This is a genomic window from Agrobacterium sp. El2ro-1b, from assembly GCF_048298475.1.
GTDB classification, from domain to species: domain Bacteria; phylum Pseudomonadota; class Alphaproteobacteria; order Rhizobiales; family Rhizobiaceae; genus Agrobacterium; species Agrobacterium fabrum.
Genome location: NZ_CP103459.1, coordinates 639,599 through 656,778, shown reverse-complemented (window position 1 = coordinate 656,778; position 17,180 = coordinate 639,599). Strand labels below are relative to the sequence as shown.

Annotated in this window: 18 protein-coding genes; all 18 read left to right on the top strand. The window is 59.7% G+C overall.

Going from position 1 to position 17,180, the window contains the following annotated elements; genetic code table 11:
* Positions 1-11: 11 nt before the first annotated feature.
* The 18 genes from NYR50_RS17280 (at position 12) to NYR50_RS17195 (ending at position 17,157) form a co-directional block, all read left to right on the top strand.
* A complete protein-coding gene (locus NYR50_RS17280; protein ID WP_174011398.1) occupies positions 12-986 on the top strand; it encodes a GlxA family transcriptional regulator in 975 nt (324 codons plus the stop codon).
* Between the two features lie 34 nt (positions 987-1,020).
* Positions 1,021-1,701: a helix-turn-helix domain-containing protein gene (locus NYR50_RS17275; protein ID WP_174011401.1), complete on the top strand. Its 681-nt coding sequence runs from the start codon at positions 1,021-1,023 to the stop codon at positions 1,699-1,701.
* Positions 1,702-1,797: 96 nt separating this feature from the next.
* Complete coding sequence (locus tag NYR50_RS17270; RefSeq protein WP_174011404.1) at positions 1,798-2,703, top strand: class II glutamine amidotransferase; 906 nt, start codon at positions 1,798-1,800, stop codon at positions 2,701-2,703.
* A 37-nt stretch (positions 2,704-2,740) separates the two neighbouring features.
* On the top strand, positions 2,741-3,427 hold the full coding sequence (locus NYR50_RS17265) for a GXGXG domain-containing protein (protein WP_174011407.1): 687 nt from the start codon (positions 2,741-2,743) through the stop codon (positions 3,425-3,427).
* Positions 3,428-3,443: 16 nt separating this feature from the next.
* Positions 3,444-4,772, top strand: a complete 1,329-nt coding sequence (locus NYR50_RS17260; protein WP_010973662.1) for an FMN-binding glutamate synthase family protein — start codon at positions 3,444-3,446, stop codon at positions 4,770-4,772.
* An 85-nt stretch (positions 4,773-4,857) separates the two neighbouring features.
* On the top strand, positions 4,858-6,165 hold the full coding sequence (glnT, locus tag NYR50_RS17255) for a type III glutamate--ammonia ligase (RefSeq protein WP_010973663.1): 1,308 nt from the start codon (positions 4,858-4,860) through the stop codon (positions 6,163-6,165).
* 88 nt (positions 6,166-6,253) lie between these two features.
* Positions 6,254-7,138, top strand: a complete 885-nt coding sequence (gene purU / locus NYR50_RS17250) for a formyltetrahydrofolate deformylase (RefSeq protein WP_418137686.1) — start codon at positions 6,254-6,256, stop codon at positions 7,136-7,138.
* Between the two features lie 155 nt (positions 7,139-7,293).
* Complete coding sequence (locus NYR50_RS17245; RefSeq protein ID WP_174011416.1) at positions 7,294-7,989, top strand: GntR family transcriptional regulator; 696 nt, start codon at positions 7,294-7,296, stop codon at positions 7,987-7,989.
* A gap of 183 nt (positions 7,990-8,172) precedes the next feature.
* Entirely contained in the window at positions 8,173-9,033 is an 861-nt protein-coding gene (locus NYR50_RS17240; protein WP_174011419.1) for an ABC transporter substrate-binding protein, read from the top strand.
* 75 nt (positions 9,034-9,108) lie between these two features.
* A complete protein-coding gene (locus tag NYR50_RS17235; RefSeq protein WP_006316017.1) occupies positions 9,109-9,798 on the top strand; it encodes an amino acid ABC transporter permease in 690 nt (229 codons plus the stop codon).
* A 29-nt stretch (positions 9,799-9,827) separates the two neighbouring features.
* Complete coding sequence (locus NYR50_RS17230; protein ID WP_121692108.1) at positions 9,828-10,559, top strand: amino acid ABC transporter ATP-binding protein; 732 nt, start codon at positions 9,828-9,830, stop codon at positions 10,557-10,559.
* Between the two features lie 80 nt (positions 10,560-10,639).
* Positions 10,640-11,818 carry an iron-containing alcohol dehydrogenase gene (locus tag NYR50_RS17225; protein ID WP_174011422.1) on the top strand — a complete coding sequence of 393 codons (1,179 nt, stop codon included), beginning with the start codon at positions 10,640-10,642 and terminating at the stop codon, positions 11,816-11,818.
* Positions 11,819-11,935: 117 nt separating this feature from the next.
* Positions 11,936-12,538 (top strand): amino acid synthesis family protein, encoded by a 603-nt coding sequence (locus NYR50_RS17220; RefSeq protein WP_418137685.1) that lies wholly within the window; start codon positions 11,936-11,938, stop codon positions 12,536-12,538.
* 11 nt (positions 12,539-12,549) lie between these two features.
* Positions 12,550-13,395 (top strand): alpha/beta fold hydrolase, encoded by an 846-nt coding sequence (locus tag NYR50_RS17215; protein WP_418137684.1) that lies wholly within the window; start codon positions 12,550-12,552, stop codon positions 13,393-13,395.
* Positions 13,392-14,330 carry a flavin reductase family protein gene (locus NYR50_RS17210; protein ID WP_418137683.1) on the top strand — a complete coding sequence of 313 codons (939 nt, stop codon included), beginning with the start codon at positions 13,392-13,394 and terminating at the stop codon, positions 14,328-14,330. Before NYR50_RS17215 ends, NYR50_RS17210 begins: the two co-directional genes overlap by 4 nt.
* Complete coding sequence (locus NYR50_RS17205; protein ID WP_121691659.1) at positions 14,327-15,367, top strand: LLM class flavin-dependent oxidoreductase; 1,041 nt, start codon at positions 14,327-14,329, stop codon at positions 15,365-15,367. The genes NYR50_RS17210 and NYR50_RS17205 overlap by 4 nt, the downstream gene beginning before the upstream one ends.
* Before the next feature lie 4 nt (positions 15,368-15,371).
* The gene (locus tag NYR50_RS17200; RefSeq protein WP_174011434.1) at positions 15,372-16,838 is read left to right on the top strand and encodes an aldehyde dehydrogenase; all 1,467 of its coding nucleotides are present in this window, start codon (positions 15,372-15,374) and stop codon (positions 16,836-16,838) included.
* Positions 16,839-16,842: 4 nt separating this feature from the next.
* The gene (locus NYR50_RS17195) at positions 16,843-17,157 is read left to right on the top strand and encodes an NIPSNAP family protein (RefSeq protein WP_174011438.1); all 315 of its coding nucleotides are present in this window, start codon (positions 16,843-16,845) and stop codon (positions 17,155-17,157) included.
* The last annotated feature ends 23 nt before the right edge of the window (positions 17,158-17,180 follow it).

The following is a 17,180-nucleotide window of genomic DNA, read 5'->3' as shown; positions in this document are numbered from 1 at the left end:
AAAAAAAAGACATGACGATCATCGAACAGAAGAATGTCCAGCGCATTGGTTTCATCCTCGTTCCGAACTTTGCGCTCATGTCCTATGCCTCGGCGGCGGAGCCGTTGCGCGCCGCCAATCTGATCGCTGGAACCGATCTGTACGATGCGGTTCCCCTGTCTTTTGATGGCGAGGCCGTCAGAAGTTCGTCCGGCATCATTGTCGACTGTGAGGCGCTTGCCGCTGCCGGCGAGAAATGCCACACGATTTTCGTCTGTGCGGGCGGCGGGCCGCAGGACTGGACCGTTGCGGAAAATTCTTACGGGACGTTGCGGCGGCTGGCGCGGCAGGGTGTCAGGATCGGGGGCATTTCCAGTGGCGCTTATGTGCTTGCAGCGGCGGGATTGCTGGAAAACCGCGATTTCACCATCCATTGGGAGCATGCGCCGGTACTGAAAGAGGCCTTTGGCCATCTCACGCCCCGGCAGGCGCGGTTTGTTTTCGATGGCGACCGCATCACCTGCGCCGGCGGCGTTGCCCCCCTAGACATGATGCATGCGATGATTTCGCAGAGAATGGGTGCGCATTTCGCAAGGCGTGTCAGCGACTGGTATCTGCACACGGCCGTCGCCGAACCCGGCGCACCGCAGCGCGGTTCCTCGGCCGAACGTCATGGCACCAACCATCCGGCCTTGCTGACCGTGCTGGAAAAAATGGAAACGACAATTGAAAGCCCGCTCGACCGACAGACGATGGCAAAACTGGCGGGTACAAGTGCGCGCCACCTCGACCGGCTTTTCGCGACCCATCTGAAGTCGAGTTTTCTGGAGACATACCGCGCAATCCGACTTGATCACGCCCGGCGATTGCTGGAGCAAAGCCCGCTCTCCATCGCGGAAGTGGCCTTCGCCACCGGCTTTTCCAGTGCAGGTCATTTTTCAGGGAGCTTCAAGACCCGCTTCGGCCAGACGCCGAATGCCATGCGGCAAAGATTTCCTCTGAATTAAAATAGTTTTCCTGTAAGGAAGGGAAAACACGACAATGCCGGAGGACACCATGGCCAAGGATGCCACCCAGAGCGACGCTGCGCAGTTTCTGTCGCAGGACCCGCATGCCGTTCGCGAGCCGAGGGTCAACAATCTGGAAATGGCGATCGGCCACGAGGTCCGCGCCTATCGCAAGAAGCTCGGCATTACCGTCACCGATCTTGCATCGGCCACAGGTGTCTCCGTCGGCATGCTCTCGAAGATCGAGAACGGCAATATCTCCCCGTCGCTCACCACGCTGCAAACGCTCTCCAAGGCGCTCGGCGTGCCGATCACGGCTTTCTTCCGCGGTTTCGAGGAGCCGCGCAGCGCAACCTTCGTCAAGGCGGGGCAGGGGGTGAATATCGAGCGCCGCGGCACCCGCGCCGGCCATCAATACAGCCTGCTCGGCCATATCGACAACAATACCAGCGGCGTCACCGTCGAGCCCTATCTCATCACGCTCACCACGGATTCGGATGTGTTCCCGACCTTCCAGCATGAAGGCATGGAGTTTCTCTATATGCTGGAAGGCGAGGTGGTCTATCGCCACGGCGAGCAGCTTTTCACCATGCAGGCCGGCGACAGCCTGTTTTTCGACGCCGATGCGCCGCACGGGCCGGAAGAATTGGTGAAGCTTCCCGCGCGTTATCTATCGATCATTTCCTATCCGCAACGGCGGATGACCAGTGACTGATATTTTGCCTTAGAAGAAAAAAATATTCCTGATAGTTGACGGAATGGAATTCCATATGTTAGCCCTTCATTCAGAAACGAATGGAGGTGCCTGTCGATGTGCGGCATTGTTGGACTATTCCTGAAAGACAAAAGCCTTGAACCGCAGCTGGGTCAGCTGCTTTCGGACATGCTTGTCACCATGACCGATCGTGGGCCGGATTCGGCCGGCATCGCGATCTATGGAGGTGCGGCCGATGGTCGTGCGAAAGTGACGATCCAGTCGGCCGATCCCACCACCGATTTTTCCGGCCTTGCCGAAGCGCTGAAGGAAAACGGCGTTGAAGCCTCGGTCACGGTGAAAAGCACCCATGCGGTGCTGGATATTCCATCGCAGAAGCTTGACGGAATTCGTGCGGTCCTCGCCGCCATCCGTCCGGATGTGCGGGTGATGGGTTCCGGCGACAGTGTGGAAATCTACAAGGAAACCGGCCTGCCGAAGGATGTCGTCACCCGTTTTGACGTCCGCTCCATGGCCGGCAGCCACGGCATCGGCCACACCCGCATGGCGACGGAATCGGCGGTGACGACGCTTGGCGCGCATCCCTTCTCCACCGGCGCCGACCAGTGCCTGGTGCATAATGGTTCGCTTTCCAACCACAACAATCTGCGCCGCGAACTGGTGCGCGAAGGCATGACGTTCGAGACCCAGAACGACTCGGAAGTCGCCGCCGCCTATCTCACGGCCGAAATGGCCAAGGGCAAGAATCTGGGCGAAGCACTGACAAGTGCGCTCGATGATCTCGATGGTTTCTTCACCTTCGTCGTCGGCACCAAATCCGGTTTCGGCGTGGTGCGCGACCCCATCGCCTGTAAGCCGGCAGTGATGGCCGAGACCGATCAATATGTCGCTTTCGGTTCGGAATATCGCGCTCTGGTCAACCTGCCCGGTATCGAAAATGCCCGGGTGTGGGAGCCGGAACCGGCGACCGTCTATTTCTGGGACCATGAAAAGGCTGCCTGAGACCCGTCATCGGCGCCTGTTTTGAAAGTCATAATCCATGCCAGTTTTTGATCTCTCCCACACGCCCTTGCGTGAATTGAATAGCGCACTCCATGGCCTCTCCTCCGGTGTCAACGATACCGAATTCGAAGTCGTCAATCCGCGCGGCCACCATGCCGTCGCTGTCGGCATCGACAGCCCCGTCACCGTCGATGTGCACGGTTCGGTCGGTTATTATTGCGCCGGCATGAATGATGGCGGCACAGTTACCGTTCATGGCTCGGCCGGGCCTGGTGTCGCTGAGAACATGATGTCCGGCACCGTCGTCATCGAGGGCGATGCCTCGCAATATGCAGGTGCCACCGGTCGCGGCGGGCTGCTGGTCATCAAGGGCAATGCGGCTTCCCGCTGCGGCATTTCCATGAAGGGCATCGATATCGTCGTGAAGGGCAATATCGGCCATATGTCTGCCTTCATGGGCCAGTCCGGCCATCTCGTCGTTTGTGGCGATGCTGGCGATGCGCTCGGCGATTCCCTTTATGAGGCGAAGCTTTTCGTGCGCGGCTCGGTCAAAAGCCTGGGTGCCGACTGCATCGAAAAAGAGATGCGCCCCGAACATCTCGAAAAGCTCGCAGAACTCCTCGAAAAGGCCGGTGTCTCGGATGTTCGGCCGGAAGATTTCAAACGCTACGGCTCTGCCCGCACGCTCTATAATTTCAACATCGACAACGCCGACGCGTATTGAGGCGAGGGATATTCCGATGAGCTATCACAACCCCTTCACCCCGCCGCGTAAATCCGCGACCTTCGACGACCACACGCTGGCGGAAATCCGCCGCGCGGCGGCGACCGGTATCTATGACATTCGCGGCGCCGGCACCAAGCGCAAGGTGCCGCATTTCGACGACCTGCTGTTTCTCGGCGCCTCCATCTCGCGTTATCCGCTCGAAGGTTACCGCGAGAAATGCGATACGACCGTGACGCTCGGCACGCGCTTCGCAAAGAAGCCGATCACGCTGAAAACGCCCATCACCATTGCCGGCATGAGTTTTGGTGCCCTGTCGGGTAATGCCAAGGAAGCGCTCGGCCGGGGCGCGACGATTGCTGGCACCTCTACGACGACGGGCGATGGCGGCATGACGGATGAGGAGCGCGGTCATAGCCAGACGCTGGTTTACCAGTATCTGCCCTCGCGTTACGGCATGAACCCGAAGGATCTGCGCCGTGCCGACGCCATCGAGGTCGTGGTCGGCCAGGGCGCGAAGCCGGGCGGCGGCGGCATGCTGCTCGGCCAGAAGATTTCCGATCGCGTCGCCAATATGCGCAACCTGCCAAAGGGCATCGATCAGCGCTCCGCCTGCCGTCACCCTGATTGGACTGGCCCGGACGATCTGGAAATCAAGATCCTCGAATTGCGCGAAATCACCGACTGGGAAAAGCCGATCTATATCAAGGTCGGCGGCGCACGGCCCTATTACGACACAGCCTTGGCGGTGAAGGCCGGTGCCGATGTGGTGGTGCTTGACGGAATGCAGGGCGGCACGGCGGCGACGCAGGATGTCTTCATCGAAAATGTCGGCATGCCCACACTCGCCTGCATTCGCCCCGCCGTGCAGGCGCTTCAGGATCTCGGCATGCACCGCAAGGTGCAGCTGATCGTCTCCGGTGGCATCCGGTCCGGTGCCGATGTTGCCAAGGCGCTGGCGCTCGGCGCCGATGCTGTCGCCATCGGCACGGCGGCGCTGGTGGCGCTGGGCGATAACGATCCGCACTGGGAAGAGGAATATCAGAAACTCGGCACCACGGCCGGCGCTTATGATGACTGGCACGAGGGCAAAGACCCCGCTGGCATCACTACGCAGGATCCCGAACTGGCCGCCCGTCTCGATCCCGTCGCCGCCGGTCGCCGCCTTGCCAATTACCTGAAGGTGATGACGCTGGAAGCGCAGACCATCGCGCGCGCCTGTGGCAAGAACCATCTCCATAATCTGGAGCCGGAAGATCTGGTGGCGCTGACCATGGAGGCGGCTGCCATGGCGCAGGTTCCGCTGGCGGGAACGAACTGGTTCCCGGGGAAAGGCAGCTTTTAAGCCACAAAGAACGGACGGGCGCATTTGGGAGGATGTGCCCGTCTTTTTTCAAAGAAGTGTCTGATACCAAAAAAAGGGGAATGACGTGACACTGGACCTCTCCAAATTTGCTGCCGAAAAGGGCATCAAATATTTCATGATCAGCTATACCGATCTCTTCGGCGGCCAGCGCGCCAAGCTGGTGCCGGCGGAAGCGATCGCCGATATGCAGAAGGGCGGCGCGGGTTTTGCCGGTTTCGCCACATGGTTTGATCTGACGCCTGCCCATCCCGATCTTTTCGCCGTGCCGGACGCCTCCTCGGTCATCCAGCTTCCTTGGAAAAAGGACGTCGCCTGGGTCGCTGCCGATTGCGTCATGGAAGACCAGCCGGTGGAGCAGGCACCGCGCGTGATGCTGAAAAAACTCATCGCGGAAGCGGCGGGCGAGGGGCTCAGGGTCAAGACAGGCGTCGAGCCGGAATTTTTCCTGATTTCGCCTGATGGTGCGAAAATCTCCGACGAATACGACACGGCGGAAAAGCCCTGCTACGACCAGCAGGCCGTCATGCGCCGTTATGACGTCATCGCCGAGATTTGCGATTACATGCTGGAGCTTGGCTGGAAGCCCTACCAGAACGACCATGAGGACGCGAATGGCCAGTTCGAGATGAACTGGGAATATGATGACGCGCTCCAGACTGCCGACAAACATTCCTTCTTCAAATTCATGGTCAAGTCGGTTGCCGAAAAACACGGGCTGCGCGCCACCTTCATGCCGAAGCCGTTCAAGGGGCTGACCGGCAACGGCTGCCATGCCCATATCTCGGTCTGGGATATGGACGGCAAGGTCAACGCCTTCGCCGACAAGGAAATGCCCTTCGGCCTCTCGGCTAAAGGCAAGACCTTTTTGGGTGGCATCATGAAACACGCTTCAGCGCTCGCGGCGGTCACCAATCCGACAGTCAATTCCTACAAGCGCATCAACGCGCCGCGCACCATTTCCGGCGCCACCTGGGCGCCGAATACGGTGACATGGACCGGCAATAACCGCACCCATATGGTGCGCGTGCCGGGTCCGGGGCGTTTCGAACTGCGCCTGCCGGATGGTGCGGTGAACCCCTATCTGCTGCAGGCCATCATCATCGCCGCCGGTCTCTCCGGCGTTCGCTCCAAGGCCGATCCCGGCCCGCACTACGATATCGACATGTATCGTGAAGGCCATACCGTCACCGATGCGCCGAAGCTGCCGCTCAATCTTCTCGATGCGCTGCGCGAATATGAGAAGGATGCGGAGTTGCAGCAGGCGCTCGGCATGGAATTCTCGAAGGCCTATCTGAAGCTCAAGCAGGGGGAGTGGAACAGCTATTGCGCGCAGTTCACCGCCTGGGAGCATCAGACCACGCTCGACGTCTGAGCCCGGTTTTCCCCGCCGCCCTTGCGGCTTTTCCCGCGCGCGTCAAACCGCGCGGGTTTTTCCCATATCGATGACAGAGAGGCGCCAGATGACGAATTTCGTCCTCACCGTAACATGCAAATCCACCCGTGGCATCGTCGCAGCTCTTTCAGGCCTTCTGGCGGAAAAAGGCTGCAACATCGTCGACAGTTCGCAGTTCGATGATCTCGGCACCGGTCGCTTTTTCATGCGGGTTGGTTTCATCTCCGAGGAAGGTGCGACGCGGGATGAGCTGATGGCGGGGCTCGCGCCAATCTCGAAGACATTCGGCATGGAGGTGGCGCTGCATGATCAGTCCGAGCGGATGAAGGTTCTGCTGATGGTCTCGCGTTTCGGCCATTGCCTTAATGACCTGCTTTACCGTTGGCGTATCGGTGCCTTGCCGATCGACATCGTCGGCGTCGTCTCCAACCATTTCGATTACCAGAAGGTCGTCGTCAATCACGATATTCCCTTTCACCACATTCCGGTAACGAAGGAGAACAAACCGCAGGCCGAAGCCCGTATCATGGAGATCGCTGAAAGCACCGGCACGGAACTCGTCGTTCTCGCGCGCTATATGCAGGTGCTTTCCGACAGGATGTGCGAGGCGATGTCGGGCAAGATCATCAATATCCACCACTCCTTCCTGCCGTCCTTCAAGGGCGCCAACCCCTACAAGCAGGCCTATCAACGCGGTGTGAAGCTGATCGGCGCGACAGCGCATTATGTGACGGCCGATCTGGATGAAGGGCCGATCATCGAGCAGGATATCGTGCGCATCACCCATGCACAATCGGCCGAGGATTATGTCTCGCTTGGTCGTGACGTGGAGGCGCAGGTGCTGGCGCGTGCCATCCACGCCCATATTCATCGGCGCGTCTTTTTGAACGGCAGCCGAACGGTGGTGTTTCCGCCCAGTCCCGGCTCCTATGCATCGGAAAGGATGGGATGAGGCGTTTCGGAGAAGGACAGGTTGCCCGTCGCGCCTTGGCTGTTGCCATGAAGATGATGCGCGGCTAAATAAGTTGGTACGCCATAATATAAAGAGCCAGAACCTGCTTCGGCGTGCGGCGAGCCGAAGCGGAATGTGCCAAACGAGGTGATACCATGACCGGTGCTTTGCAGGGAACTGCCATTCGCGTTGAGCGTCCGACGAAGACGCTGAGGGAACTCGCGCTCGACAAGGTGCGGGATGCGATCGTGAATGGTTATTTCCGCCCGGGCGACCGTCTGGTGGAGCGCGATCTCTGCGCCCAGCTTGGTGTTTCCCGCACCATCGTGCGGGAAGTCCTGCGGCATCTGGAATCCGAAGGGCTGGTGGCGAACCTGCCGAACAAAGGCCCGATGGTTGCGCTGCTCGATCTCGACGAGGCCAAGCAGATCTACGAAATCCGTGGTGCGCTGGAAGGAATGGCGGCGCGCCTTTGCGCCGAACGCCGCGACCCCGCCATTGTCGAGGCGCTCGAGGTTTCGCTCAGGCACATCCGCGAAAGTTATGTCGCCAAGGATATGCCGGGCGTGCTCACGCATACCTCGTCCTTTTACCAGACGCTGTTCAGCAAGATCGACCGGCATGTCGCCTGGGGCGTCGTCAATTTGCTGACGGTGCGGATCAACCATCTGCGCTCCATGACGATCAAGACGAAAAGCCGCGATACCGACGGTCCGGCGCAGATGGAAAAGATCGTTGAGGCTATCCGAAAGGGTGACGGTGACGCCGCCTACAAGGCCGCACTCGATCATGTGACCAGCGCCTGTGCCATTGCCGAAGCCGTCCTGACGGCGCAAAAAACCGCCGACTGACGGATTTTTCGGCTGAAATCGATCCATCCTCGTGGCTCCCCTGCCGGGAGCCGCATAGGTGTGCTTATTTGCTTTATCGTTGTTTTTCAATAATTTAGAAAAATAATTAGCCGCTTCTTGACAGGGTAAACCGTTTGGTGTGATGGTATGCCATAATCAATAATATAAAGAGCGGAGCTTAATATGAACTGGAATCCGATTTCCCGGAAATGCATAGCCGTGCGCGCCAAAACCCTCTTGGCCGGTGCCGCAGTCACTCTTTTCGCCGGTGCCGCAGTCGCGCAGGATTGCACGCCGAAAATATCCGACGACCATCTCATCAAGCCCGGTCATCTCGTCATGGCCACCAGCCCGACCCTGCCGCCCATGGCCTATGCCGATCAGCAGGGTGTCCTGAAGGGTCTTCGTATTGAACTCGGTTATGAGATTGCCAAGCGTCTGTGCCTGAAGCCGGAATATATCAGCACGGAATATGCCACCATGGTGCCGGGCCTGCAGGGCGGCCGCTGGGACATGATCAATGCCGGCCTGTTCGTCACGGCGGAACGGCGCAAGATCCTGTTCATGATACCCTATGAAAATCTCGCCATCAGCATTTCAACAGCTGTCGGGGCTTCCGATCCCATCACCAAGGTCGATGATCTCGCCGGTAAGGCTGTCAGCACCGACATCGGCGGTTATGCCGAGCGCAAGATCAAGGAACTGAACGAGGACTTCAAGAAGCGCGGTCTCGCGCCGATGACGATCAACCTGTTCGACAATTATGCGACCGTCTATCAGGCGCTGCGCGCCGGCCAGGTGCAGGCGGCCGTCTCCATCGATCCCGTTGCCAAGCAATATCAGGATCGCGGCGAATTCACCCACGCGCTTTCGGGCATGTATCCCACGCCCGGTTCGCTCTCCTTCGGCAGCAAGGACGTGGCCGACGCCGTTTCCGCCGCCCTGAAAGAGATGAGGGCCGATGGTTCTCTCGAAAAGCTGATGGGCGGTTACGGCGTCAGCATGGCGCCCGGCGACCTCGCCGTTCTCGGCCCGGAAGGCTGAGTTTCATCCCTCTGAACTGTCATCGTGGCGGGAAAGCTCCCGCCGCGACCGTTCCCGCATGAATTGGAGAAAGACGTGAAGGGTTGGAACTGGGAAGGTTTCTTCGAATATCTGACGAATTATTATCTGTTCGAGGGCGCGCTGGTGACGCTCGGCCTCACGGTCTTCGCCATGACGGCGGGTCTTGCTTTGGGCTTCGTCATTGCTGTCATGCGCATGTCGAAATACCGATTCCTGTCCGGTCCGGCCTATTTCTACACCTGGATCTTTCGCGGCACGCCGCTTCTGGTGCAGCTCATCATCATCTATACCGGCCTGCCGCAGATGGGCATCAAGCTCACCGTTCTGCAATCCACCCTGATCGGCCTGTCGCTCTGTGAGGCTGCCTATCTTTCTGAAATCGTCCGGGCGGGCATTGCCGCCGTTCCGAAAGGCCAGATCAATGCGGCCCGCGCCATCGGCATGACGGAGGCGCAGGTGATGCGCTACATCGTCGCCCCGCAGGCCTTCCGCATCATCATTCCGCCGCTTGGCAACTCTGTGAATGGCGTTTTGAAAACGACCTCGATCGCTTCGATCATTTCCATGGAGGAGCTTCTGCGCCGCACGCAGGTGCTTATTCAGGAAAAGTTCCTCGTGCTGGAGTTGTTCACGGTCGCGGCGCTTTATTACCTCGCCATGACGACCGCGTGGGAACTCATTCAGCGCCGGATCGAGAAGCGCTTCGGCAAGGCCTATGGCCCCATGTCGACTGACATACATTAAGGAGCGGTCCGATGTCGCAAACAACCAGCATGATCGAACTGCAATCCGTCAATAAATGGTATGGGCCGCATTTTCAGGTTCTGACCAATTGCAGCCTCAATGTCGCCAAGGGCGAAGTCGTCGTCATTTGCGGGCCGTCCGGCTCAGGCAAGTCGACGCTGATCAAATGCGTCAATGCGCTTGAGACGATCGGCAACGGCGTCATCACGGTCAATGGGGTGGAAGTGACCAACCCGAAGACCGATATGCCGAAACTGCGCTCCAGGGTGGGCATGGTGTTCCAGCATTTCGAGCTTTTTCCGCATATGACGATCCTCGAAAATCTCTGCATCGGGCAGGAGAAGGTTCTGGGCCGCTCACCGGCGGAAGCGCTGGCCAAGGCTAATGCGCTGCTGGAGAGGGTGGGGCTGACGGCGCATGCCAGAAAATATCCCGGCCAATTGTCGGGCGGGCAGCAGCAGCGCGTCGCCATTGCCCGCGCGCTGGCGATGGACCCGGTCGCCATGCTGTTCGATGAGCCGACATCGGCGCTCGATCCTGAAATGATCAACGAGGTCCTCGACGTCATGGTCTCGCTCGCCCAGGAGGGCATGACGATGATGGTGGTGACGCATGAAATGGGTTTTGCCCGCAAGGTGGCGGACCGCATCGTCTTCATGGATGGCGGCGAGATCGTCGAGATCGGTGAGGGCGACAGTTTCTTCACCGATCCGAAGACGGAAAGAGCCCGCTCGTTCCTTTCGAAAATTCTGGCCCACTAGGCCCATGCATGCCGGAGCAGGTTCATGACTCTGCTTCGGCCATTCCGAACAACGCAGAATGATAGTGGCGGAGAACCGCAATGATAAACCGTGTCCTGATGCCTCGCGAAATGCTTATCGGCGGCGGCAGCCGATTTCGATTACCCGCCGTGGTAAAATCGCTTGGCGTCCATCGCCCGCTGCTCGTCTGCGATCCCGTGATGCAGAAGCTCGGCCATGCCGATGCGCTTTTGCAGGCGCTGGCCGAGGAAGGCATCGAAGCGGGCGTGTTCTCGGACGTCGTTGAAGACCCGACGGATATATCCATCGCCACCCTGGTGAAACGTATTGCCGATGGCGGCCATGACAGTCTCGTCGCACTCGGTGGCGGCAGCGCCATGGATACGGCCAAGGCGGGCGCCATCGTTGCAACGAGCGGGGAGGATTTGCGGGCCCTGAAGGTGCCGCGGATCGTGGATTTCGCCGTCATGCCGGTGATTGCCATTCCGACGACGGCCGGCACCGGTTCGGAAGTGACCCGCGCCGCCGTCGTCACCGACACGGCCGCCAGCGAAAAAATGCTGATCCTCGGCACCGCCGCTTTGCCGGTCGCGGCCATCATCGATTATGAGCTGACGCTGACATGTCCTTACCGTGTCACGGTCGATACCGGCATCGATGCGCTGACCCATGCGCTGGAGGCGCTGGTCAACCGCAATGGTAACGCCCATTCCGAGGCGCTGGCGCTTTCCGCCCTGAAGCTGATCGGCGCCAATCTTGAAAAAGTGGCTGATAACCCTGATGACCGGGATGCGCGTGAAGCGATGATGCTGGGCGCGACCCATGCCGGGCTTGCCGTCTCCAATACGTCGACCGCACTGATCCATGGCCTCAGCCGTCCCGTCGGCGCGTTTTTCCATGTGCCGCACGGCATGTCGAATGCGATGGTGCTGCCGCTCGTCACGCAGTTTTCGCTGAATTCCGCTCTTCCGCATTATGCTGCGGCCGCGCGGGCGCTCGGCTGTGCCGCCGCGACAGATAGTGATCAGGTCTCCGGTGCGAAGCTGGTGGAGGCATTCCTCAGCCTGAACAGGCGGCTGAAGGTGCCGACCCCACAAGAGTTCGGTATCGACAGGAGCCGCTATCTCGAACTTGTGCCGGAAATGGTGCGGCAGGGCCTCGCTTCCGGCACGCCGGCCAACAACCCGCGAGAGCCCACAGTTGCCGAAATGACGAGGCTATATGAGCTGGCCTATGACGGAAGCATCGCGGAATTCTAAGCCATAAATCGCTGTTAAATTTGATGATTTTCGACTTTTTGACGAAAAGTCATGCGGTACTTGACAGCTATATATTATGGCATACCATAAGACATCATATTTACGGAGAAAACGCCCATGTCCATCCAGATCCGCAAGACCCTGCTGCAGGTCGAAACGACGTTGATTGAGGGAGGCAAGGTTGCCGCAACGCCTCTGAAGCTGTTCAGCGCGATTGCGGTGGTGAAAAATCCCTGGGCGGGAAAAGGTTTCGTGGAAAACCTGAAGCCGGAAATCCATGCCGGTGCGCCGGTGCTCGGGGAGCTGCTTACGAAGATGATCCTTGATGCCGTTGGCTCTGGCGAGGCCGTGGAGGCCTATGGCAAGGCGGCGGTTGTCGGGCTGGACGGCGAAATCGAACATGCCTCCGCGCTCATTCACACGCTGCGCTTCGGTAATCACTATCGTCAGGCGGTGGGCGCCAAGTCTTACCTCGCCTTCTGCAACACCCGTGGTCCGGGCAATGCACCGATCATGATCCCGCTGATGGACAAGAACGACGAGGGCCGCCGCTCGCATTATCTGACCATCCAGACCGCCATTCCCGATGCCCCGGCCGCAGACGAGATCGTCGTGGCGCTCGGTGCTTCCGTTGGCGGCCGGCCCCATCACCGTATTGGCGACCGTTACCAGGATCTGCAGGATCTCGGTCAGGACGTTGCCAACCCGGCCGGCGTTTGAGGGTGACATCAATGCACGAGGCTGCCACCACCTCAAGGGTCAATGTTGCAAAGGCAGGTGCTGCCGCGCTCCCTCGCAAGATGACCGAGGGTGGGGCGGCCTATTTCGAAGCCGGTGCCGGCGAAGAGCTGATCCTCATCCACGGCGTCGGCATGCGGCTTGAAGCCTGGGAGCCGCAGATCGACGTCTTTTCCCGCACGCACCGTGTCATCGCGGTCGATATGCCTGGTCATGGCGGCAGCGAACGGTTGCCTGCGGGCAGCACGCTTACGGATTTTGTCGGCTGGTTCGGCCGTTTTCTGGACGATATGCGGATCACCCGCACCAATGTCGCCGGCCATTCCATGGGAGCGCTGATTTCCGGCGGTGCCGCTGCGAGCTTTGGTGATCGTGTCGCGCGCGTCGGTTACCTGAATGGTGTCTATCGCCGTGATCCCGCGGCGAAGGCGGCGGTGCTTGCGCGGGCTGCGGCCATCCGCACCGAAGGCGTCGACAAGCAAGGCCCACTGCTGCGCTGGTTCGGCGATGACGCCAAGAGCCAGCATGCGCGGGAACTGACACGCGGCTGGCTGGAAATGGTCGATCCGGAAGGTTACGCGGTTGCCTATACGGCCTTTGCTGGTGGTGACGAGACTTATGCCGATCGCTGGCCGTCGGTCACCTGCCCGGCGCTGTTTCTGACCGGCTCTGACGATCCGAATTCGACGCCGCTGATGGCCCAGCAGATGGCGGCGATCACGCCGCGCGGTTACGCTCGTATCGTCGAGGCGCACCGGCATATGGTCAATCTGACCGCACCTGAAACTGTCAATGCATTGATGGCCGAATGGCTGGCTATTGAGGAGGAGCCGCAATGACTGTTGCAACGCTTGACCCGCGCGCCCTGCGCGACGCCTTTGGCGCTTTCGTGACGGGAGTAACGATCGTGACCACGCGGGATGATGCGGGAAAGCCCGTGGGCTTCACCGCAAATTCCTTCACTTCGGTATCGCTCGATCCGCCGCTGCTCTTGATCTGCCTCGCACGCACCTCGCGCAATTTCGCGACGATGACCGGTGCGAAGAACTTCGCCGTCAACGTTTTGTCGGAAAGCCAGAAGGACCTGTCCAATACCTTCGCGCGCCCGGTGGAGGATCGTTTTGCTGCCGCCGAATGGTCGGATGCGCCGCAGGGTTCGCCCGTCTTTGCTGAAGTCGCAGCCTGGTTCGAATGCACCATGCAGGAGGTTATCGAGGCGGGTGACCATGTCATCCTGCTCGGCCGTATCGATGCTTTCGACAATAGCGGCCTGAATGGTCTCGGTTATGCGCGCGGCGGATATTTCACGCCGATGCTGGCCGCCAAGGCGGTGTCAGCAGCGGCTGAGGGTGAAATTGTCGTCGGCGCGGTTCTCGAACGGCGTGGCGAGATTTACCTTGTCGGGGATGATGTTCTGTCGCTGCCCGGCTGCGTCGTCGCGGGTGGCGATCCGGTTGCTGCGCTGACGTCGCGGCTTGAGGAACTGACGGGCCTCTCCGTCAGGACGGGTTTTCTCTACTCCGTTTATGAAAACAAGGCGGATGGACGCCAGCATATCGTTTACCACGCACTTGCCGAGGGCGATGATGCACCGCGTCAGGGCCGCTTCCTGTCGCCCGGCGCGCTCGGTTCCGTAAAATTCGACTCCGGCGCAACGGCGGATATCGTCAATCGATTCGCGCTGGAAAGCTCCATCGGCAATTTCGGCGTCTATGTCGGTAACGAGATCGCCGGCAAGGTCCATCCCATTTCCATGAAGGCGGTAAACCCATGAAATTTTCCCTCTTCGTTCATATGGAGCGGCTGGACGCCTCGCAGGATCACAAGACCCTCTATGAGGAATTCGTCACCCTTTGCGAAATCGCCGATCGCGGCGGCATGCATGCCATCTGGACCGGCGAGCATCACGGCATGGATTTCACCATTGCGCCCAACCCCTTCGTGACGATAGCCGATCTCGCGCGCCGCACGAAAACGGCGCGTCTCGGCACCGGCACTGTCATCGCGCCTTTCTGGCATCCGATCAAGCTTGCCGGCGAAGCGGCGATGACGGATCTCATCTGTGATGGCCGTCTCGATATCGGCATTGCCCGCGGTGCTTATTCGTTCGAGTATGAGCGGCTGCTTCCCGGCCTCGATGCCTGGGGCGCCGGCCAACGCATGCGCGAATTGATCCCCGCCATCAAGGGCGTGTGGGCGGGCGATTACGCCCATGACGGCGAGTTCTTCAAATTTCCGGCCACGACTTCCGCCCCCAAGCCGTTGCAGCAACCCTTTCCGCCGATCTGGGTGGCGGCGCGCGATCCGAATTCCCACGAATTCGCCGTCGCCAATGATTGCAATGTGCAGGTGACGCCGCTGTGGCAGGGCGACGACGAGGTGGAAACCCTGATGGGTCGCTTCAACGATGCCTGCGCCAAGAACCCGGAAAAACAGCGCCCGAAAATCATGCTGCTGCGCCATACCTATGTCGGTTCCGACGAAGCCGATATTGCGCAGGCCGCCCATGAGATGAGCGTTTATTACAATTACTTCTTCGCCTGGTTCAAAAACGAGAAGCCGGTCCATCAGGGTCTGATCGAGCGTATTGCGCCAGAGGATATCGCCGGAAACGCCATGCTTTCCGGCGATGTCATGCGCAAGAACAATGTCGTCGGCGATGCCGATGAGGTCATTGCCCGGCTCAAGGCCTACGAGGCCATGGGTTATGACGAATATTCCTTCTGGATCGATACGGGCATGAGCTTCGAGCGCAAGAAAGCGTCGCTGGAGCGTTTCCTGTCCGATGTCATGCCGGCTTTTGCGGAGTAAGATGATGCGCCGTTTTCAGTGCTATATCGACGGATGTTTCGAGGATGGTGAGGCCAGCTTTTCCAGCCTCGATCCAGCAACCGGCCAGCCGTGGGCCGAAATGCCGGAAAGCCGTGAGGCGGATATCGGCCGGGCGGTCGCGGCCGCGCACCGGGCGCTTTACGAGGATGCCGCCTGGTCGAAACTGACGGTGACGCAGCGCGGCAAGCTGCTTTACCGGCTGGCCGATCTGGTTGCGGAAAATGCGAAGACGCTCGCCGAACTCGAAACCCGCGATACCGGCAAGATCATCCGCGAAACGTCGGCGCAGATTGCCTATGTCGCCGACTATTATCGCTATTATGCGGGTCTGGCCGACAAGATCGAAGGCGCCTACCTGCCGATCGACAAGCCGGACATGGATGTCTGGCTGCGGCGCGAACCGGTCGGCGTTGTCGCGGCAATCGTGCCGTGGAACAGCCAGCTTTTCCTTGCCGCCGTGAAGATCGGTCCGGCGCTGGCCGCCGGCTGCACTATCGTCGTCAAGGCATCGGAAGATGGCCCGGCACCGCTTCTGGAATTTGCCCGGCTGGTGCATGAGGCTGGTTTTCCCGCCGGTGTCATCAACGTTGTTACCGGTTTCGGCGCCTCATGCGGCAACGCCCTCACCACGCATCCGAAGGTCGCCCATATCGCCTTCACCGGCGGCCCGGAAACGGCGCGTCATATCGTCCGCAACTCGGCCGAAAATCTTGCCTCCACATCGCTGGAACTCGGCGGCAAATCGCCGATCCTCGTTTTTGCCGATGCCGATCTCGAAAGTGCGGCAAACGCCCAGGTGGCAGGTATCTTCGCAGCGACCGGCCAAAGCTGCGTTGCCGGTTCGCGGTTGATAATCGAAAAAACCGTCAAGGACCGTTTTCTCCAGATTCTGGCGGCAAAGGCCGAGGCGATCCGCATCGGTTCGCCTTTGGATATGGCGACGGAAGTGGGGCCGCTTGCAACGGAGCGTCAGAGGAAGCACATCATCTCGCTGGTTTCTGCCTCGGTAGATGCCGGCGCGAAGGTGGTGACGGGCGGCGCGCCTGTGGAGAGTGAAGGTTATTTCTATCGGCCGACCATTCTCGATTGTGACGGCATTCGATCCCCCTCGATGGAAAAGGAGTTTTTCGGCCCGGTCCTTTCGGTTGTTTCCTTCGAAACCGAAGCGGAAGCCATTTCGCTTGCCAATGACACCGTCTATGGCCTTGCCTCCGGCGTCTTCACGCAGAACCTGACACGGGCCCATCGTCTGATGAAGGCAATCCGCGCGGGCATCGTCTGGGTGAATACCTATCGCGCGGTTTCGCCGATTGCGCCCTTTGGCGGCTTCGGCCTTTCGGGAGACGGCCGTGAGGGCGGGCTTGCGGCAGCGCTCGATTACACGCGCACCAAGACCATCTGGCTCAGAACATCCGACGATCCGATCCCCGATCCTTTCGTGATGCGGTGAGCCGATGTTTTACGAGATCCGCACCTATCGGCTGAAGAACGGCGCCATCCCGGCCTATCTCAAGGTCGTCGAGGACGAGGGCATCGAAATCCAGAAGAGCCATCTCGGCGAGTTGGTGGGTTACTTCTTTTCCGAGATCGGCCCCATCAACGAGATCGTCCATATCTGGGCGTTTTCAAGTCTTGACGACCGCGATGAACGGCGCGCGCGGCTGATGGCCGATCCGCGCTGGTTATCCTTCCTGCCGAAAATCCGTGATCTCATCGAAGTCGCGGAAAACAAGATCATGAAGCCGGCGCGGTTTTCACCGTTGATGTGAAAAAGTACCGGCAAAGACGTGCA